Raw genomic sequence first — 15356 nt, forward strand, 5'->3', positions numbered from 1 at the left:
TTAACCCTACCGGATCGTAAACCTGCTCTCCCCCCGGCCATTATTCCTGCGCTTTGCCGCGCTTGCTGCCGATCCGCCAGTACCGCCAGGGCATGAACCAGAGATAGCGATCCGCAAGCGCCTCCGGCACCAGGTCTATGCCATGCGTACCGAATGGCCCGCAGCGCAGCACGCGGAAGAATCCCATCCAGCCGCCGGCCCACAGGCCATGGCGGGCGATCGCCTCATGCGCATATTCCGAACAGGTCGGCAGATGCCGGCAGGAATTGCCGACAAAGCCCGACAGCGTCAGCTGATAGAGGCGCACGAGCGACGTGCCGAGGAGACGGCCTGGCGTCTTGCGCCAGGGGCCGGGCCAGTTGCGGCCGCGTTTTTGCGACCCGTCTATATGCGCATGCCCATGCTGGTCGCGCACCACAGTCTCCGTATCGCGTTTCCCAGGCGATAGATGTGGACTTCCGCCGGAGAACGCAATCCCCGCTCCTTGCACGCCCCCGCCATCACGGACGGGAACGGCGAAACGGCTGCCTGTCAGCCGACGGCGCCCAGCGGCCACGACTGGCCGGCCCCTCGCGGCGCTTTGAATGCTGCTTTTCGTCACGCCATTGAAACGTCGCGATCCGCATGACATCGCCAAAAATGCTCAGCAGCTGGATCATGGTCGGTCTCCTTTGACATGGATTAGACCGCCGCTGGCCTTCGCCTTCAAACGAGTATAATTTCCACTTCGGATAATCCTGGGTTATGCGAAATGAAGCGTGGGCGCCTGCCGCTGACGGCATTGAGGAGCTTCGAGGCGGCGGGCCGGCATCTGAGCTTCAGCCGGGCCGCCGAGGAGCTTTTCGTCTCGCAGGCGGCGATCAGCCGGCAGATCCGCGAGCTCGAAATCTTCCTGCATCGACCCTTGTTCGAACGTCACCATCGACGAGTCGAACTGACCGACACCGGCCGGCGTCTGCTGGATCAGCTCGTCAGAAGTTTCGACGCCATCGATACCTTGCTTGGCGATCTGGTGGCGACACCGGCACAGTCCGTGGTCCGCGTCAGTGTCGAGCCGTCGCTTGCCTCCGTGTGGCTGGTTCCCCGGCTCAACCGGTTTCGCCAATTGCGGCCCGACATCGACGTCTCCCTCGAAGTCGATCCAAGGCTGATCGAGTTCCGCAGCGATCAGCCGGAGCTTGCCTTGCGCTTCAGCGCGCATGCCGACTCGTGGCCGCGCAGCCAGGCCGAGCGGCTTGCCTCGACGGTCGATTCGCCGGTCCTGTCGCCGGCGCTGCTTGCTTCTGGCCCTGCCCTCAGGAAGCCAATCGATCTTGGCCGCTACACGCTTTTGCACGAGGAGAACCGCCAGGGCTGGGTGCGCTGGTTCGAAGCGGCCGGCGTGCCCGCCGACGCCGTGCCCGCGCGCGGGCCGATGCTGGCGGATGCGTCGCTTTCAAAGCAGGCCGCCTTGCTCGGACATGGCGTGGCATTGGGCGATCTGTTGCAGATCGGCGGGGAAATCGCATCCGGCGCGCTGGTCAAGCCGTTCGACATCGACGTCGCATCCGGCGCCTATTGGCTGGTGGCCAGAAACCTGCACGACCTCTCGGAGCCGGCCGCCGCGTTCGCCGACTGGCTCAGAAGTGAATTTGCCGAAAGCAGGCGGGCGTTGGAAGCGCAGGCTTAAACCCTTCTGGCCCGGTTCCTGTCCAGCCAAATGCCAAGCCGTGGCAGCAAAGATTTTGGGCGCCTGCGCGAAGCCTGCGCACCGTGGACGGCCAAATCCCAAGGTCAGGCCGCTTCTTCGGCGCGCTTCTTCTCGATCTGGCCGATCGCGTCGACCACGGCATCGAAAGTCAGCATGGTCGAAGCGTGCCGCGCCTTGTAGTCGCGCACCGGCTCCAAATATCTGAGATCCGCAAAGCGGCCGTCCGGCGGGGCGCCATTTTCCTTGAGCATCTTCAGCATGGTGTCGCGCACCGCGCGCAATTCCTCGGCACTCGCGCCGACGACATGCTGCGCCATGATCGATGACGACGCCTGGCCGAGCGCGCAGGCCTTCACGTCATGGGCAAAATCCGTGACGACGCCGTCCTGCATCTTGAGGTCGACGGTGACGGTCGAACCGCATAGCTTGGAGTGCGCCTTGGCGGTCGCGTCAGGATGATCGAGACGGCCGATGCGGGCGATGTTTCCGGCAAAACCGAGAATTTTCGCGTTGTAGACGTCGTTTATCATAATTTTCCAATCCGTCGCCGCCAAGCGAACAGCGATTGCCGCTGTCGTGTCTTCCTTTCGCTCGCTATGACCTTATATAATGCTGGCAGTCCGGTATCGACAAGAACGACGAAAGCCAATGTCCTTGCCGGGAAGTTCACGCCGCTTACGGGGCTGGAAACGGGGCGAGTTTCCGACACCGAAAGGTCGTGGTCCGTTCAACTCGTTCCTCCGCCGAGAGGGACTACGGGAGACGCCTTTATGGATGCCGTCATCAAGAAGCTCATGCCACAGTCAGCCTATATGGAAAAGCCGGTCACCGACCGGCCAAGCGAAGCCGAAGTCGAAGCCGCCGTGCGCACGCTTTTGCGCTGGACCGGCGACAATCCGGACCGCGAAGGGTTGGTCGACACGCCGAAGCGGGTGGCAAAGGCCTTTCGCGAAATGTTCGGTGGTTACGACATGTGCCCGGCCGACGAGCTCGGCCGCACCTTCGAGGAGGTCGCCGGCTACGATGACCTGGTCATCGTCAAGGACATCACATTCCATTCGCATTGCGAGCACCATATGGTGCCGATCATCGGCAAGGCGCATGTCGGGTATCTTCCGGACGGCAAGGTCGTCGGCCTGTCCAAGATCGCACGCGTCGTCGATATCTTCGCCCACCGCCTGCAAACCCAGGAGGCGCTGACGGCGCAGATCGCCGGCGTCATCCAGGACGTGCTCAATCCGCGCGGCGTCGCCGTCATGATCGAGGCCGAGCACATGTGCATGGCCATGCGCGGCATCCGCAAGCAGGGATCAACCACGCTGACCTCGACCTTCACCGGCGTTTTCAAGGACACGCCCGAAGAGCAGGTCCGTTTCGTCACCATGGTGCGCGGCGGCGGGGTCTGATCGGCCCTCGCCGGCCATCAAAATAAGGACCGGCGATGTCGGCACTGGAATTTCCAAAAGCTCCGTCGGACAAGAAGGCTCTCGAGGAAGGCGCGGTGTTTTCGCCGCGCTTCGATGCAGCCGGGCTGGTCACGGTCGTCGTGACAGACGCCGCGGACGGCATGCTGTTGATGGTTGCGCATATGAACGCGCAAGCACTGGCACTGACGCTTGAGACCGGCATCGCCCACTACTGGTCGCGCTCGCGCAGCGCGCTTTGGAAAAAGGGCGAAACATCAGGCAATTTTCAGCATGTCGTCGAGATGCTCACGGATTGTGACCAGGATGCCATATGGTTGCGCGTCAAAGTGTTGGGCCACGACGCAACCTGTCACACTGGCCGGCGTTCATGCTTTTATCGGACGGTGGGGCTGGTCGACGGCAAAGGGACGCTTGCCATCGACGGCAGCAAGCCGCTGTTCGATGCGGAAAACACGTATCGGAAACCAACAGCTTGAACCTTCTGCCTGACACCAACGACACAGATTCATCATTTCGATACGCCCCGCTCGTATAGTAGCCGTGGGACAAGGGAGATTATGATGCTCGAGTGGGCGTCATTGCGTAACAGACCAGATGTCAGGGAGGCCAACGGCCTGTCCTCGTCAGGCGGCGCGTCCGAAACGAACTCCCAAAAGAAAACAGGCATTTCGCTTGCCTTGGGTGGCGGGTGCGCCCGCGGCTGGGCGCATATCGGCGTGCTGCGCGCGCTGGATGAAGCCGGCATCGAAGTATCGATGATCGCCGGCACCTCGATCGGCGCGCTGGTCGGCGGCTGCTATCTCGCCGGCAAACTGGACGAGCTCGAAGAATTCGCCCGCAGCCTGACCAAGCGCCGCATCTTCGGCCTGCTCGATCTCAATTTGCGCGGCAGCGGCCTGTTCGGCGGCATGAAACTCGATGCAAGGCTGCGCGAGCACATGGCCGGCATTCGTTTCGAGGACCTTGCCAAGCCGTTCGTCGCGGTCACTTCCGAAATCCGCACCGGCCACGAAATCTGGCTGTCGAGCGGCTCATTGATCACCGCCATGCGCGCCTCTTATGCGCTTCCCGGCGTGTTCGAGCCGGTGAATTGCAACGGCCGCGTGCTGGTCGACGGCGCTCTGGTCAACCCCGTACCGGTTTCGGTCTGCCGCGCCTACGAGCAGCCGCTCGTCGTGGCGGTCAACCTTCACTATGACCTGTTCGGCCGTGCCGCCGTCATCAAGCACAGCGCTGGCGAACTGGTCGTCGAAAAGGACGCGCCGAGGGCCGGACATGGCGATCCCGAACACCAGTCGCATCAGACCCGGCTCGGCATCACCGGCGTCATGGTCGAGGCCTTCAACATCATCCAGGACCGCATTTCGCGCGCAAGACTTGCCGGCGATCCGCCAGACATGTCGCTGCAGCCGAAGCTCAGCCATATCGGCCTGACCGAGTTCCACCGCGCCGACGAGGCGATCAATCTCGGCTATCAGGCGACGATGGCGCAGATCGGCGAACTGACCCGGCTGCAGACAGTTCTCGCCTGATCAAAACCTACGCACGAGCCGCATCGGTGATACGAAACTGAACGGTGCGGTTGCCGTTCCAGTAATTCCCTGAGAGCGAACCGGCGACGTGGATTGTCTTGCCCCGGTTCTTGAACAGGAATTCGCCAAGCGCGGTATCGACGGCGCGAAAGGCGATCGCCTGGATCCGGCCGCCGCTTTCCGATTGCAGCTCGACGCGGATGTGATTGGTGCCGACCGGCCGCGCATCGGCCAACCGGTGGCGCGGCAACGCGAAAACAGGGGCCACGTGCCCGGCACCGAAAGGTCCGGCTTGTTCCAGCGCGTCGAGCAGGCTGAGTGTCGCGCCTTCAGCGGCAAGCGCACCGTCTATGGCCAGGCTTTCCTCGCCCTGCAGGCGAAACACATCGGCTGCCGCCCGCTCTTCGAAAAACGCCCTGAGCTCACCAAGCCTCGCCCGCTCGACGGTGATGCCCGCCGCCATGCCATGCCCGCCACCCTTGACGATCAGACCGGCAATGGCCGCCTCGCGCACCAGCCGGCCGAGGTCGAACCCCGAGACCGAGCGGCCCGAGCCGGTGCCGATGCCGTTGGCGTTGAAGGCGATGGCGAAGGCCGGCCGGCGGGCATGATCCTTCAGCCGTGAGGCGAGCAAACCGACGATGCCCGGATGCCAGCTGTTGCTGGCGGTGACGACGATCGCCGGGCCATTGCCGCCGGCGAGCTCCGCATCGGCCTCGGCGCGCGCCGCCGCGAGCATCTCCTGCTCCATCAACTGCCGTTCCTGGTTGAGCCGGTCGAGCGTCTCGGCAATGGTGCGCGCCTCGACCGGGTCGTCGGTCGCAAGCAACCGGCTGCCAAGTGCGGCATCGCCGATGCGTCCGCCGGCATTGATGCGCGGGCCGATCAGATAGGCCAGATGGAAGGTGCTGATCGGCTCGCCGATGCGCGACACCCGTGCCAGTGCCGCGAGCCCTTCGTTCTTCTGCTGGCGCGCCATCTGCAGCCCCTTGACCACGAAGGCACGGTTGACGCCGGTCAGCGGCACCACGTCACAAACGGTGGCCAATGCCACGATATCGAGCAGCGAAAGCAGGTCCGGCGGCGTAGCATCGGCCATGCGGCTACGCAGGATCCTGGCCGTCTGCACAAGGGCGAGGAAGACCACGCCGGCGGCACAGAGATGGCCCTGCCCGGAAAGGTCGTCGTCGCGATTGGGATTGACGACAGCGATTGCCGCCGGCAAGGCACCGCCGACCTGGTGGTGGTCGAGCACCACGACATCGGCCCCGGCCTCATTGGCGGCATCGATGGAAGCGGCGCTGTTGGTGCCGCAATCGACGGTGACGATCAGTGTCGCGCCACGCGAAACAAGTTCGCGCATGGCGTCGGGGTTGGGGCCATAGCCCTCGAAAATACGATCCGGGATGTAGATTTCCGACGGCACCGAGAAATGCGTGAGGAACCGCTTCAGCAAGGCCGACGAGGCGGCGCCATCGACATCATAGTCGCCGAAGATCGCCACCTTTTCCCTGGCCATCACCGCGGCGGCGATCCGGGCCGCCGCCCTGTCCATGTCGGTCAGCGATGCCGGATCCGGCAGAAGATCGCGGATCGTCGGATCGAGAAACCGCTCGGTCTGCTCGGCGGTGACGCCGCGGCCGGCAAGCACCCGTGCTACGATATCGGGTACCCCGTAGCCTTGCGCGATGGCGAGCGCGATCATGTCCTGCCGCTCGGTCAGCCGGTGCTCCCAGGAAACCCCTGATACCGACTGCCTGACATCGAGGAAGAGGCGCTTTTCGCCGGTCATACGCTTTGCCAACTCATCGTTGGCCGCACGATAGTGCATGTCGCCCAAAAGTGCGCAGCGGTTTTGGGGCGACGACCTGCATTGGCAACGATTTAAATCGTGTCACGTTCATGCGACGCTCTATAGGCCAAAGGCAGGCAAAACCAAGCGATTCACGGTGTGCGCCGTCCGGGAAGTGTCAAGAAAACTGCGCTTTCCGCTTTTCAGCCTGGCGCCGAAGCCATTCGTCGGCCGCATCGCCCATCGTCTTTTCCACACCGTCCTTGAGCCAGGCCATGAAAGGCCGGTCGAAGCTGAATGCGTCGCTGCATTCCCGGATGAGAAAGCGACGCACATTCTGGGTGTTGCGATAAGACTGCGTGATGGCGGTGGCGCGCGAAATCGAATCCGCGTGCCAGTCGAACGGTTTCATCGTCAAATCCTTGCAGCCAATATCGGGTGCGCCCGAATGGCTAACAATTGCAAGGTGGCTTCGCAAGCAAGCGTCAGAACTTATCCAGATCCTGATGGCGTGCCTTGATCTCGCGCACCGTCCGCGACGACGAGCGCAGCACGATCGTGTGGGTGGTGATGTAATTGTGGCCGAACTTGACGCCAGCCAGCATGTTGCCGTCGGTGACACCGGTGGCCGCAAACAGCACATCGCCGCGCGCCATGTCCTCCGTCCGATAGACCCGTTTCGGATTGGAAATACCCATCTTTGCCGCGCGAGCAACCTTTTCCGGTGTGTCGAGGATCAGCCTGCCCTGCATCTGGCCGCCGGTGCAGCGCAGCGCGGCGGCGGCCAGCACGCCCTCGGGTGCTCCGCCAGTGCCGAGATAGATATCGATGCCGGTTTCTTCCGGATCCGTGGTGTGGATGACGCCGGCGACATCGCCGTCGCCGATCAGCCGGATCGCGGCACCCGTGGCGCGCACGGCATCGATCAGCTTGGCATGACGTGGCCGGTCGAGGATACAGGTGGTGATGTCCGAAATAGCCACGCCCTTGGCGCGGGCGAGGCTGGCGATGTTTTCGGCCGGTGAGGCATCGATATCGATGACGCCGTCCGCATAGCCCGGACCGATGGCGATCTTGTCCATGTAGACATCGGGCGCAAACAGCAGGCTGCCCTTTTCGGCGATGGCGATGACGGCGAGCGCATTGGGCAGGTTCTTGGCGCAGATCGTCGTGCCTTCGAGCGGATCGAGCGCGATATCGACCGCCGGACCTTTGCCGGAGCCGACTTCCTCGCCGATATAGAGCATCGGCGCTTCATCGCGCTCGCCCTCGCCGATCACCACCGTGCCCCTGATGGAAAGCCGGTTGAGTTCCTGGCGCATGGCATCCACGGCGACCTGGTCGGCCGCCTTTTCGTCGCCGCGCCCACGCAGCCTGGCGGCCGCGACGGCGGCCCGTTCGGTGACGCGCACCAGTTCCATGGTGAGTATCCGGTCAAGGCCGGCGACGATGTTCTGGGCCACATTCATCTGGTGATTTCCTCGTTGGCAATGCGGCCTCCCGCCGGAGGCGGGCCTGTTTTGTCAAACGAGCATGACAACGGCAAGACCTGCCACGAATATTATCGAATATCCAACAATATCAATCGATTAAACTGCGTCTTGAAACACGACCGGCCCGATCGCCACGCGCCGGGCCAGTCTTAAAACGGTGAGAATGGCGGCCTTCGCGGCCTAAAAAACCGCGAGGTATTTGAGCAGCGAAATGATGCCGATGATGATGACGATGACCTGAACTATCTGTCTCATCCGGCCATCGAGCGGCAGGCGTTGAACCAGATAGAGAACGAGGATGATGACGAGGAATGTGATCAGGATGCCGATCAACGCTGATGAAGCCATGGTGTCCTCCTTAAAAGTGATTTGCTGAAAACAATAGAAAAGGCCGGAAGCCCGGCCCTATTGCGCTGCGGTCAATACCAGCGGCGGGAGGTATCGTTCGTCGATTGAGCAATGGCGAAGCCGGCCAGAAAGCCGAGCAGGCCGATCACGCCGACCAAAGCTGTCGTCGTACCAGGATTGTCGCGCGCGACTTCCGAAACAGCCTGGGCCTGGCTGCGCAGTTGTTGCGCCGTACGCGAAGCGCGGTTCGCCGCGGTGTCGTACAACTCGGACGCCTGTTCGCTGGCGTCATCGAGCATCTCCGCGCCTCGCGCCGAGATGCTCTTGTTGATCTTGGTGATCTCCCTGCGCAGTTCGGCAATCTGCTTTTCCAGCGTCTTCTGGATGTCGTCGATATCGGGGGTGTCGGATTTGTTGGTGTCAGCCATGAAGCGGTTCCTCTGGTTGGTGACCAAGAGAACGGCGTCGACGCGAATTCGTTCCGGTCTGTGGCGGCTGCCTGCCTTCAGACCGGACCTCAATGCCTGCGGAATTTTTGTCCCGCGCGACTGTCGGACAGAGCTACCCTGCCCGTTCGATGCGGATGACCTGCGGTTTGTCGGTCAGATGTCCGTCCTTGGTGATGCCGTCTACCGCCTTGCGCACGGCGGCCTCCGTCGTCTCGTGGGTGACAAGGATCACCGTCTTCTGTGCCGCCGCCTCGCCGTTGACTGCGTGCTGGACGATCGATTCCAGCGAGATGTCATTGTCGGCCATGCGCTTGGCGATTGCCGCGAACACGCCGATGCGGTCGTGCACGGTCAGCCGGATGAAATAACCGCCGGCATGGCTGCGCATCTGCGCCTTCTTGTAGGGTTTCAGCTCCTTGGCCGGCCGGCCGAAGACCGGACCATGCTGGAAGCCTGGCCGGCTCTTGGCGATGTCGGCGATGTCGCCGATGACGGCCGATGCGGTGGCGTTGCCGCCCGCACCGGGGCCGGACAGCAGCAGCTCGCCCAGAATGTCGGTCTCGATCGCCACCGCATTGGTGACGCCATGCACCTGCGCGATGACCGATGCGGTCGGCACCATCGTCGGATGCACGCGCTGCTCGATACCGCTCTCGGTGCGCTGGGCGACACCCAGCAGCTTGATCCGGTAGCCAAGATCGGCGGCCGCGCGGATGTCGGCCTGGGTGATGTTGGAAATGCCTTCCATGTAGATGTCGTTGGCGGCGATCCTGGTGCCAAAGGCAAGGCTGGTCAGGATCGACAGCTTGTGCGCAGTGTCGTGGCCCTCGATGTCGAAGGTCGGATCAGCCTCGGCATAGCCCAGCCGCTGCGCGTCCTTCAAGCAAGCATCGAACGAGATGCCCTCGGCCTCCATGCGGGTCAGGATGTAGTTACAGGTGCCGTTGAGGATGCCGAACACGCGGGTGACCGAATTGCCGGCCATCGCCTCACGCATCGTCTTGATGACGGGAATGCCGCCCGCCACCGCCGCCTCGTAGTTGAGAAGCACGCCCTTCTTCTCGGCGATCTCGGCCAGCGCCACGCCATGCTTGGCCAGCAGCGCCTTGTTGGCGGTGACGACGTGACGGCCGGCTTCGAGTGCCGTCTTCACCGATGAGCGCGCCGGGCCCTCGTCGCCGCCGATCAGTTCGACGAACACGTCGATTTCTGCGGTCTGGGCCATCTTGACCGGATCGTCGAACCACTTTGCAGAGCTCAGATCGACGCCCCGATCGCGCTTGTGGTCGCGCGCCGAGACGGCGGTGACGATCACGTCACGGCCGCACTGGCGGGTCAGTTCCACCGCTTTGTCGCGCAGCACGCGCCCCACCGATGCACCGACCGTGCCGAGGCCGGCAATTCCAACTCGCAATGCTTCAGCCATGTCCGGCGACGTCCCTCAAAGTCAGATCGAATTTGCGTGCGGCAAGCTTACCGGTGAGCGGAGAGCGGCACGACATTGTTGGGCTGCTTGGCGCTGGTTGACAGGAAGCGCTTGATGTTGCGCGCCGCCTGCCGGATCCTGTGCTCGTTCTCGACCAGAGCAACGCGCACGAATTCGTCGCCATGCTCGCCGAAGCCGACACCGGGCGCCACGGCCACGTCGGCATGTTCGATGAGCAGCTTGGAGAATTCGAGCGAGCCGAGATGCTTGAACGGCTCCGGGATCGGCGCCCAGGCGAACATCGATGCCGCCGGTGCCGGAATGGTCCAGCCGGCGCGGCCGAAGGCGTCGACCATCACGTCGCGGCGCTTGTGGTAGATGTCGCGCACCTCGGCGATGTCGGCGCCGTCGCCGTTGAGCGCGTGTGCCGCCGCCACCTGGATCGGCGTGAAGGCGCCGTAATCGAGGTAGGACTTCACCCGCGTCAGCGCCGAGATCAGCCGCTCGTTGCCGACGGCAAAGCCCATGCGCCAACCGGGCATGGAGAAGGTCTTCGACATGGAGGTGAATTCGACGCAAACGTCGATCGCGCCAGGCACCTGCAGCACCGAAGGCGGCGGATTGCCGTCGAAATAGATCTCCGAATAGGCAAGGTCGGACAGGATGATGATGTCGTTCTTCTTGGCGAAGGCGACCACATCCTTGTAGAAATCGAGCGAGGCGACCAGCGCTGTCGGGTTCGACGGATAGTTGAGGATCAGCGCCAGCGGCTTCGGGATCGAATGCTTGACACCGCGCTCGAGCGCCGGGATGAAACCGTCGTCCGGCTCCACCTGCAGCGAGCGGATGACGCCGCCCGACATGATAAAGCCGAAGGCATGGATCGGATAGGTCGGGTTCGGGCACAGGATGACGTCGCCGGGCGCGGTGATCGCCTGCGCCATGTTGGCGAAGCCTTCCTTCGAACCGAGCGTGGCCACCACTTGCGTGTCGGGGTTGAGCTTCACGCCGAAGCGCCTGCCATAGTAGGCGGCCTGGGCGCGGCGCAGGCCCGGAATGCCGCGCGACGAGGAATAGCGATGCGTGCGCGGGTCGCGCACGACCTCGCACAATTTGTCGACGATAGCCTTGGGCGTCGGCAGGTCCGGATTGCCCATGCCGAGGTCGATGATGTCGGCGCCACGCGATCGGGCGCTGGCCTTGAGCCGGTTGACCTGCTCGAACACGTAAGGCGGAAGCCGGCGAACCTTGTGAAATTCTTCCATGGCAGTTCCAGACAGCGAAGGGGTGTTGGGCGCGCGCTATATACTTATTTGCAGGTAGGGTCGAGGGCGGGGTCGCATTTGGCTTCGATCTGCTTCAGCGTTTCGTCGCCATGCTTCTTGGCCAGATCCGTCAGCGCCGCCTGGTTGGCGACCTTGGGGCCGCCGCCCTTTGCCGCCTGCGCATTCTCATCCGCCTTCAATTGCGCGAGCTTGGCGTTCTTCTCGGCTTCGGTGAACTGCGGCGCCGCCACTTGCGGCTTGATGTTCAGGTTCGGGAAGGTGCCGGTATCCTTCGGTCCCGCACCCACAGCGACAGGCGTCGGGCCATTCGTGTTGGTGCTCGAGCACCCGGCAATGCCGATGAGGACGATCGCCGCGCCGATGCGGCAAAAACGTCCGGCACCGAAAAAAACAGTCTCGCCAATATTAATCGTCATATTGTTTCCTTGGCAGCCGAGGTAGAGCGAGATTGGCCCGGTCGGATGTCCCATGTTAATATGTCAACAAAAGGCCTCGGGAGGAACCCCGCCAACCATGTCCAAAACACCCGATTCGGGCAAAGCGGAAGATGACCAGCCTTCGACCGTCGAGCAATATCTGGTGAAGGACCCGGAACGCTTCGCCCTGAACATGGCGCGCATGATCGAGCAGGCCGGCAAGGCCGCTTCCGCCTGGGCCGAGCCGCGTGAAAAAGGCGACGTGCGCGACCATGTGGCCGAGCCCGTCGTCGATATGGTGAAGACCTTTTCCAAGCTCAGCGAATACTGGCTTGCCGATCCGCAGCGCGCGCTGGAAGCGCAGACGCGGCTGTTCTCCGGCTATATGACGGTCTGGGCCAACGCCATTCAGCGCACCAGCAACGCCGCGCAAGACACCGAAGACGCGGTCAAGCCGGAGCGCGGCGACAAGCGCTTCCTCGACCCGGAATGGGGCCGCAACGCCTTCTTCGATTTCCTCAAGCAGGCCTATCTCGTCACCTCGCGCTGGGCGGCCGATCTGGTCGAGCACGCCGAAGGTCTTGACGAGCACACCCGCCACAAGGCCGGCTTTTACGTCAAGCAGGTGTCCAACGCCATCTCGCCGTCGAATTTCATCCTGACCAATCCGGAACTGTTCCGCGAAACCGTCGCCTCGAACGGCGAAAACCTGGTGCGCGGCATGAAGATGCTGGCCGAGGACATCGCCGCCGGCAAGGGCGACCTGAAGCTGCGGCAGGCCGACTACTCGCCCTTCGAGATCGGCAGGAACATCGCCACCACTCCCGGCAAGGTGGTCGGCCGCAGCGACGTCGCCGAAATCATCCAGTACGAACCGGCGACCGAGACGGTGCTCAAGCGGCCCCTGCTGATCTGCCCGCCATGGATCAATAAATTCTACATCCTCGATCTGAACCCGCAGAAATCCTTCATTCGCTGGGCGGTTGAACAGGGCCACACCGTGTTCGTCATCTCCTGGGTCAATCCGGACGAGCGCCACGGCACCAAGAGCTGGGAAGCCTATATCCGCGAGGGTCTGCAATACGGCCTCGACACGGTCGAGAAGGCCACTGGCGAACGCGACGTCAACGCGATCGGCTATTGTGTCGGCGGCACGCTTTTGGCGGCGGCACTGGCGCTGATGGCGCAAGAGGGCGACGACCGCATCAAGTCGGCGACCTTCTTCACCACGCAGGTCGACTTCACCTATGCCGGCGACCTGAAGGTGTTCGTCGACGAAGAACAGGTCGCGGCAGTGGAAAAGTCGATGAGCGAAAAGGGCTATCTCGACGGCACCAAGATGGCGACCGCCTTCAACATGCTGCGCTCAGGCGACCTGATCTGGCCCTATGTCGTCAACAACTACATGCGCGGCAAGGACCCCCTGCCCTTCGACCTGCTCTACTGGAATGCCGATTCCACCCGCATGGCCGCAGCCAACCACTCTTTCTACCTGCGCAACTGCTATCTTGAGAACAACCTTTCGCAAGGCACGATGGAACTGGCGGGCCGCACGGTCTCGCTCGGCGACATCACGATCCCGGTCTACAACCTCGCCTCCAAGGAAGATCACATCGCGCCGGCGCTTTCGGTGTTCCTCGGCTCGAAATATTTCGGCGGCACGGTCGAGTATGTGATGGCGGGGTCGGGCCATATCGCCGGTGTCGTCAATCCGCCGGCATCCAACAAATACCAGTATTGGACCGGGGGTACGCCGACGGGCGACTTCAGCCAGTGGATAGCCAATGCCACCGACCATCCAGGATCCTGGTGGCCGCACTGGCAAGGCTGGATAGAGGCCAAGGACAACACCCGCGTGCCTGCCCGCAAACCGGGCAAGCATATGAAAACCTTGGGTGATGCTCCGGGCACCTATGTGAAGGTCCGTGTGTAACGGACTGTAATGTGTGGTGAGTTGACGGGCCGCCAAAAGCGGGCGAAATGGTGTCGTCAACCATCAAGCGGCCGTAATTCGGCAATCACTGCAAAAATACTTCCAGGCTTGCGGATTTGACACAGGTCTCGTTTCCGGATCGGAGACAAAGGTCACCTTGGCAGCGACGCATGCATGCCGCGCCAAGATATGCCGACCGGACATCGAGGGGGAATTTGACTTTGAAATCAGCAGGATGGAGCCTCGCAAAGGGAGAACGCCGCGCCATTGTGGCAGCGCTCTGCTCCTTGCTTCTGGCCTCCTGCACTTCGGCTGGCGACCCGGCAATGTCGGTCGGAATGCCCGGCTACAATGCCACCGCATCGGATGTAAACGCGGCCTCCAGCGGCAAGGCGATCGCCGCCTCCGATTCGTCTGATGTCACGACGGAGCAGACGACCGTGATGACGGCAAGCGACACGGCGCTGCCTGAAAAGGTCGCCTATGTGCCTGTGTCCAAACCGGGAGCTGCCTTTCCGCTGACCATGCCGGCGGGCGCCGAAACCATCGTTGGAAACACGCCGCAGTCGCTGACGCAGCAGGCACAGACCGCGCAGCAGACCGATGCGGTCGCCCAGCAGATCGCCGCGGCCGACGGCGACGTGGCGGCGCCGAAGCCCGCTGCCGCTCCGGCCATGAACAACCCGGTCTATGTGACGGCTGGCGAGATGCCGCAGGCCGAAGCACCAAAGAAGAAAGGCTTCCTCGCCTCGATGTTTGGCGCAACGCCAGCCTCGGCGACACCAGCCCCCCTCATCAGCAACGCCCGGACGGGCGAGCAGCCTCCGGCGCAGGCAAAAGCGACGCCAGCAGCGGCAAAGCCGATCATCACGCTTGCCTCGGCCGATTCCACGGCCAAGCCGGTACAGCTGGCTTCGCTCGGTGGCGATAGCGGTCACATCACCGGCAGCGATGCCCTGCCCGGCGTGCGCCAGACGGCCCTGTTCGAGATCAAGCGCAAGTCCGGCCTCGATGACGAAAGCGACGTCGACCTCAACGAGGATGAGGGGCCAGTGGGCGGCTCCTATCAGGTTGCGTCCGCCGCCGGCATGGCCCGGCTGGCGCCCAACGGGCTGCTCAAGCAGAACGAGAGCGTCGATGTGGCCTGCCTGAAACCGTCGCTGGTGCGCGTGCTGAAGACGATCGAAGGCCACTACGGCCGCAAGATGACGGTGACGTCAGGCTATCGCGACCCGGCCCGCAACCGGCGCGCCAACGGCGCCAAGAATTCGCTGCACATGTATTGCGCCGCCGCAGACATCCAGGTTCCCGGCGTTTCGAAATGGGAACTGGCGAGCTACATCAGAAGCATGCCCGGTCGCGGCGGTGTCGGCACATACTGCCACACAGAATCGGTTCACGTCGACGTCGGTCCCGAGCGCGACTGGAACTGGCGCTGCCGCCGGCGCAGCGGCGGCGACGGCTAGCAGCGCTATTTGACGGCCTACGCCTGTCAGCCGCCAAGGCCGTTCCGGCAATATCGTTCCAGCCTCCTGAACATTCGAGATAGGCCGAAGCGTCCCCA

General features: G+C 63.0%; 17 protein-coding genes. 6 read left to right on the forward strand and 11 right to left on the reverse strand.

Annotation, left to right across the window (positions count from 1 at the left end; genetic code table 11):
- Window positions 1-40: 40 nt before the first annotated feature.
- Both yidD and M729_RS1000000137400 read right to left on the reverse strand, forming a co-directional pair.
- Window positions 41-415, reverse strand: a complete 375-nt coding sequence (yidD, locus tag M729_RS0119560; RefSeq protein WP_027162584.1) for a membrane protein insertion efficiency factor YidD — start codon at window positions 413-415, stop codon at window positions 41-43.
- A gap of 85 nt (window positions 416-500) precedes the next feature.
- On the reverse strand, window positions 501-659 hold the full coding sequence (locus M729_RS1000000137400; RefSeq protein ID WP_082827388.1) for a hypothetical protein: 159 nt from the start codon (window positions 657-659) through the stop codon (window positions 501-503).
- Between the two features lie 92 nt (window positions 660-751).
- Between M729_RS1000000137400 and M729_RS0119570 the strand changes: the two genes are divergently transcribed.
- The gene (locus M729_RS0119570; protein ID WP_013531980.1) at window positions 752-1669 is read left to right on the forward strand and encodes a LysR substrate-binding domain-containing protein; all 918 of its coding nucleotides are present in this window, start codon (window positions 752-754) and stop codon (window positions 1667-1669) included.
- 104 nt (window positions 1670-1773) lie between these two features.
- Here M729_RS0119570 and M729_RS0119575 read toward each other — a convergent pair whose 3' ends face one another.
- The gene (locus M729_RS0119575) at window positions 1774-2220 is read right to left on the reverse strand and encodes an iron-sulfur cluster assembly scaffold protein (protein ID WP_013531981.1); all 447 of its coding nucleotides are present in this window, start codon (window positions 2218-2220) and stop codon (window positions 1774-1776) included.
- Between the two features lie 240 nt (window positions 2221-2460).
- Here M729_RS0119575 and folE point away from each other — a divergent pair, with 240 nt between their 5' ends.
- The 3 genes from folE to M729_RS0119590 all read left to right on the forward strand — a co-directional run bounded on the left by folE (window position 2461) and on the right by M729_RS0119590 (window position 4649).
- Window positions 2461-3096 carry a GTP cyclohydrolase I FolE gene (folE, locus tag M729_RS0119580; RefSeq protein ID WP_013531982.1) on the forward strand — a complete coding sequence of 212 codons (636 nt, stop codon included), beginning with the start codon at window positions 2461-2463 and terminating at the stop codon, window positions 3094-3096.
- 35 nt (window positions 3097-3131) lie between these two features.
- Window positions 3132-3593 carry a phosphoribosyl-AMP cyclohydrolase gene (gene hisI / locus M729_RS0119585; RefSeq protein WP_013531983.1) on the forward strand — a complete coding sequence of 154 codons (462 nt, stop codon included), beginning with the start codon at window positions 3132-3134 and terminating at the stop codon, window positions 3591-3593.
- 81 nt (window positions 3594-3674) lie between these two features.
- Window positions 3675-4649 carry a patatin family protein gene (locus M729_RS0119590; protein WP_174299064.1) on the forward strand — a complete coding sequence of 325 codons (975 nt, stop codon included), beginning with the start codon at window positions 3675-3677 and terminating at the stop codon, window positions 4647-4649.
- Window positions 4650-4656: 7 nt separating this feature from the next.
- On the opposite strand, the gene recJ is transcribed toward M729_RS0119590, so the two are convergent.
- From recJ to M729_RS0119630, 8 genes are all read right to left on the reverse strand, one after another.
- On the reverse strand, window positions 4657-6441 hold the full coding sequence (gene recJ, locus M729_RS0119595) for a single-stranded-DNA-specific exonuclease RecJ (protein WP_013531985.1): 1785 nt from the start codon (window positions 6439-6441) through the stop codon (window positions 4657-4659).
- A gap of 178 nt (window positions 6442-6619) precedes the next feature.
- Window positions 6620-6853, reverse strand: a complete 234-nt coding sequence (locus M729_RS0119600) for a DUF6434 domain-containing protein (RefSeq protein ID WP_027162585.1) — start codon at window positions 6851-6853, stop codon at window positions 6620-6622.
- Window positions 6854-6926: 73 nt separating this feature from the next.
- Window positions 6927-7910, reverse strand: coding sequence for a class II fructose-bisphosphatase (gene glpX, locus M729_RS0119605; protein WP_013531987.1), 984 nt, complete (start codon window positions 7908-7910; stop codon window positions 6927-6929).
- 204 nt (window positions 7911-8114) lie between these two features.
- The gene (locus tag M729_RS1000000137405; protein WP_013531988.1) at window positions 8115-8282 is read right to left on the reverse strand and encodes a Thivi_2564 family membrane protein; all 168 of its coding nucleotides are present in this window, start codon (window positions 8280-8282) and stop codon (window positions 8115-8117) included.
- A gap of 71 nt (window positions 8283-8353) precedes the next feature.
- Complete coding sequence (locus tag M729_RS0119615; protein WP_027162586.1) at window positions 8354-8710, reverse strand: hypothetical protein; 357 nt, start codon at window positions 8708-8710, stop codon at window positions 8354-8356.
- 133 nt (window positions 8711-8843) lie between these two features.
- Window positions 8844-10157, reverse strand: a complete 1314-nt coding sequence (locus tag M729_RS0119620) for a homoserine dehydrogenase (RefSeq protein WP_024505707.1) — start codon at window positions 10155-10157, stop codon at window positions 8844-8846.
- Between the two features lie 47 nt (window positions 10158-10204).
- Window positions 10205-11422: an LL-diaminopimelate aminotransferase gene (locus M729_RS0119625; protein WP_013531991.1), complete on the reverse strand. Its 1218-nt coding sequence runs from the start codon at window positions 11420-11422 to the stop codon at window positions 10205-10207.
- Window positions 11423-11466: 44 nt separating this feature from the next.
- Window positions 11467-11859 carry a hypothetical protein gene (locus M729_RS0119630; protein WP_027162587.1) on the reverse strand — a complete coding sequence of 131 codons (393 nt, stop codon included), beginning with the start codon at window positions 11857-11859 and terminating at the stop codon, window positions 11467-11469.
- A 97-nt stretch (window positions 11860-11956) separates the two neighbouring features.
- On the opposite strand from M729_RS0119630, the gene phaC reads away from it, so the two are divergent.
- Both phaC and M729_RS0119640 read left to right on the forward strand, forming a co-directional pair.
- Complete coding sequence (phaC, locus tag M729_RS0119635) at window positions 11957-13792, forward strand: class I poly(R)-hydroxyalkanoic acid synthase (RefSeq protein WP_013531993.1); 1836 nt, start codon at window positions 11957-11959, stop codon at window positions 13790-13792.
- A 215-nt stretch (window positions 13793-14007) separates the two neighbouring features.
- On the forward strand, window positions 14008-15258 hold the full coding sequence (locus M729_RS0119640; protein ID WP_032808955.1) for a YcbK family protein: 1251 nt from the start codon (window positions 14008-14010) through the stop codon (window positions 15256-15258).
- Window positions 15259-15356: the final 98 nt, after the last annotated feature.

The sequence above is a fragment of the Mesorhizobium sp. WSM1293 genome (assembly GCF_000513875.1).
Classification (GTDB): Bacteria; Pseudomonadota; Alphaproteobacteria; order Rhizobiales; family Rhizobiaceae; genus Mesorhizobium; species Mesorhizobium ciceri.

What these genes read in the sequence shown, in the direction of transcription:
- M729_RS1000000137405 (WP_013531988.1), bottom strand. Translation starts at nt 8,282, where the DNA reads ATGGCTTCATCAGCGTTGATCGGCATCCTGATCACATTCCTCGTCATC.
- M729_RS0119620 (WP_024505707.1), bottom strand. Translation starts at nt 10,157, where the DNA reads ATGGCTGAAGCATTGCGAGTTGGAATTGCCGGCCTCGGCACGGTCGGT.
- M729_RS0119615 (WP_027162586.1), bottom strand. Translation starts at nt 8,710, where the DNA reads ATGGCTGACACCAACAAATCCGACACCCCCGATATCGACGACATCCAG.
- M729_RS0119570 (WP_013531980.1), top strand. Translation starts at nt 752, where the DNA reads ATGAAGCGTGGGCGCCTGCCGCTGACGGCATTGAGGAGCTTCGAGGCG.
- phaC (WP_013531993.1), top strand. Translation starts at nt 11,957, where the DNA reads ATGTCCAAAACACCCGATTCGGGCAAAGCGGAAGATGACCAGCCTTCG.
- M729_RS1000000137400 (WP_082827388.1), bottom strand. Translation starts at nt 659, where the DNA reads ATGATCCAGCTGCTGAGCATTTTTGGCGATGTCATGCGGATCGCGACG.
- hisI (WP_013531983.1), top strand. Translation starts at nt 3,132, where the DNA reads ATGTCGGCACTGGAATTTCCAAAAGCTCCGTCGGACAAGAAGGCTCTC.
- M729_RS0119600 (WP_027162585.1), bottom strand. Translation starts at nt 6,853, where the DNA reads ATGAAACCGTTCGACTGGCACGCGGATTCGATTTCGCGCGCCACCGCC.
- folE (WP_013531982.1), top strand. Translation starts at nt 2,461, where the DNA reads ATGGATGCCGTCATCAAGAAGCTCATGCCACAGTCAGCCTATATGGAA.
- M729_RS0119630 (WP_027162587.1), bottom strand. Translation starts at nt 11,859, where the DNA reads ATGACGATTAATATTGGCGAGACTGTTTTTTTCGGTGCCGGACGTTTT.
- glpX (WP_013531987.1), bottom strand. Translation starts at nt 7,910, where the DNA reads ATGAATGTGGCCCAGAACATCGTCGCCGGCCTTGACCGGATACTCACC.
- recJ (WP_013531985.1), bottom strand. Translation starts at nt 6,441, where the DNA reads ATGACCGGCGAAAAGCGCCTCTTCCTCGATGTCAGGCAGTCGGTATCA.
- M729_RS0119575 (WP_013531981.1), bottom strand. Translation starts at nt 2,220, where the DNA reads ATGATAAACGACGTCTACAACGCGAAAATTCTCGGTTTTGCCGGAAAC.
- M729_RS0119625 (WP_013531991.1), bottom strand. Translation starts at nt 11,422, where the DNA reads ATGGAAGAATTTCACAAGGTTCGCCGGCTTCCGCCTTACGTGTTCGAG.
- M729_RS0119590 (WP_174299064.1), top strand. Translation starts at nt 3,675, where the DNA reads ATGATGCTCGAGTGGGCGTCATTGCGTAACAGACCAGATGTCAGGGAG.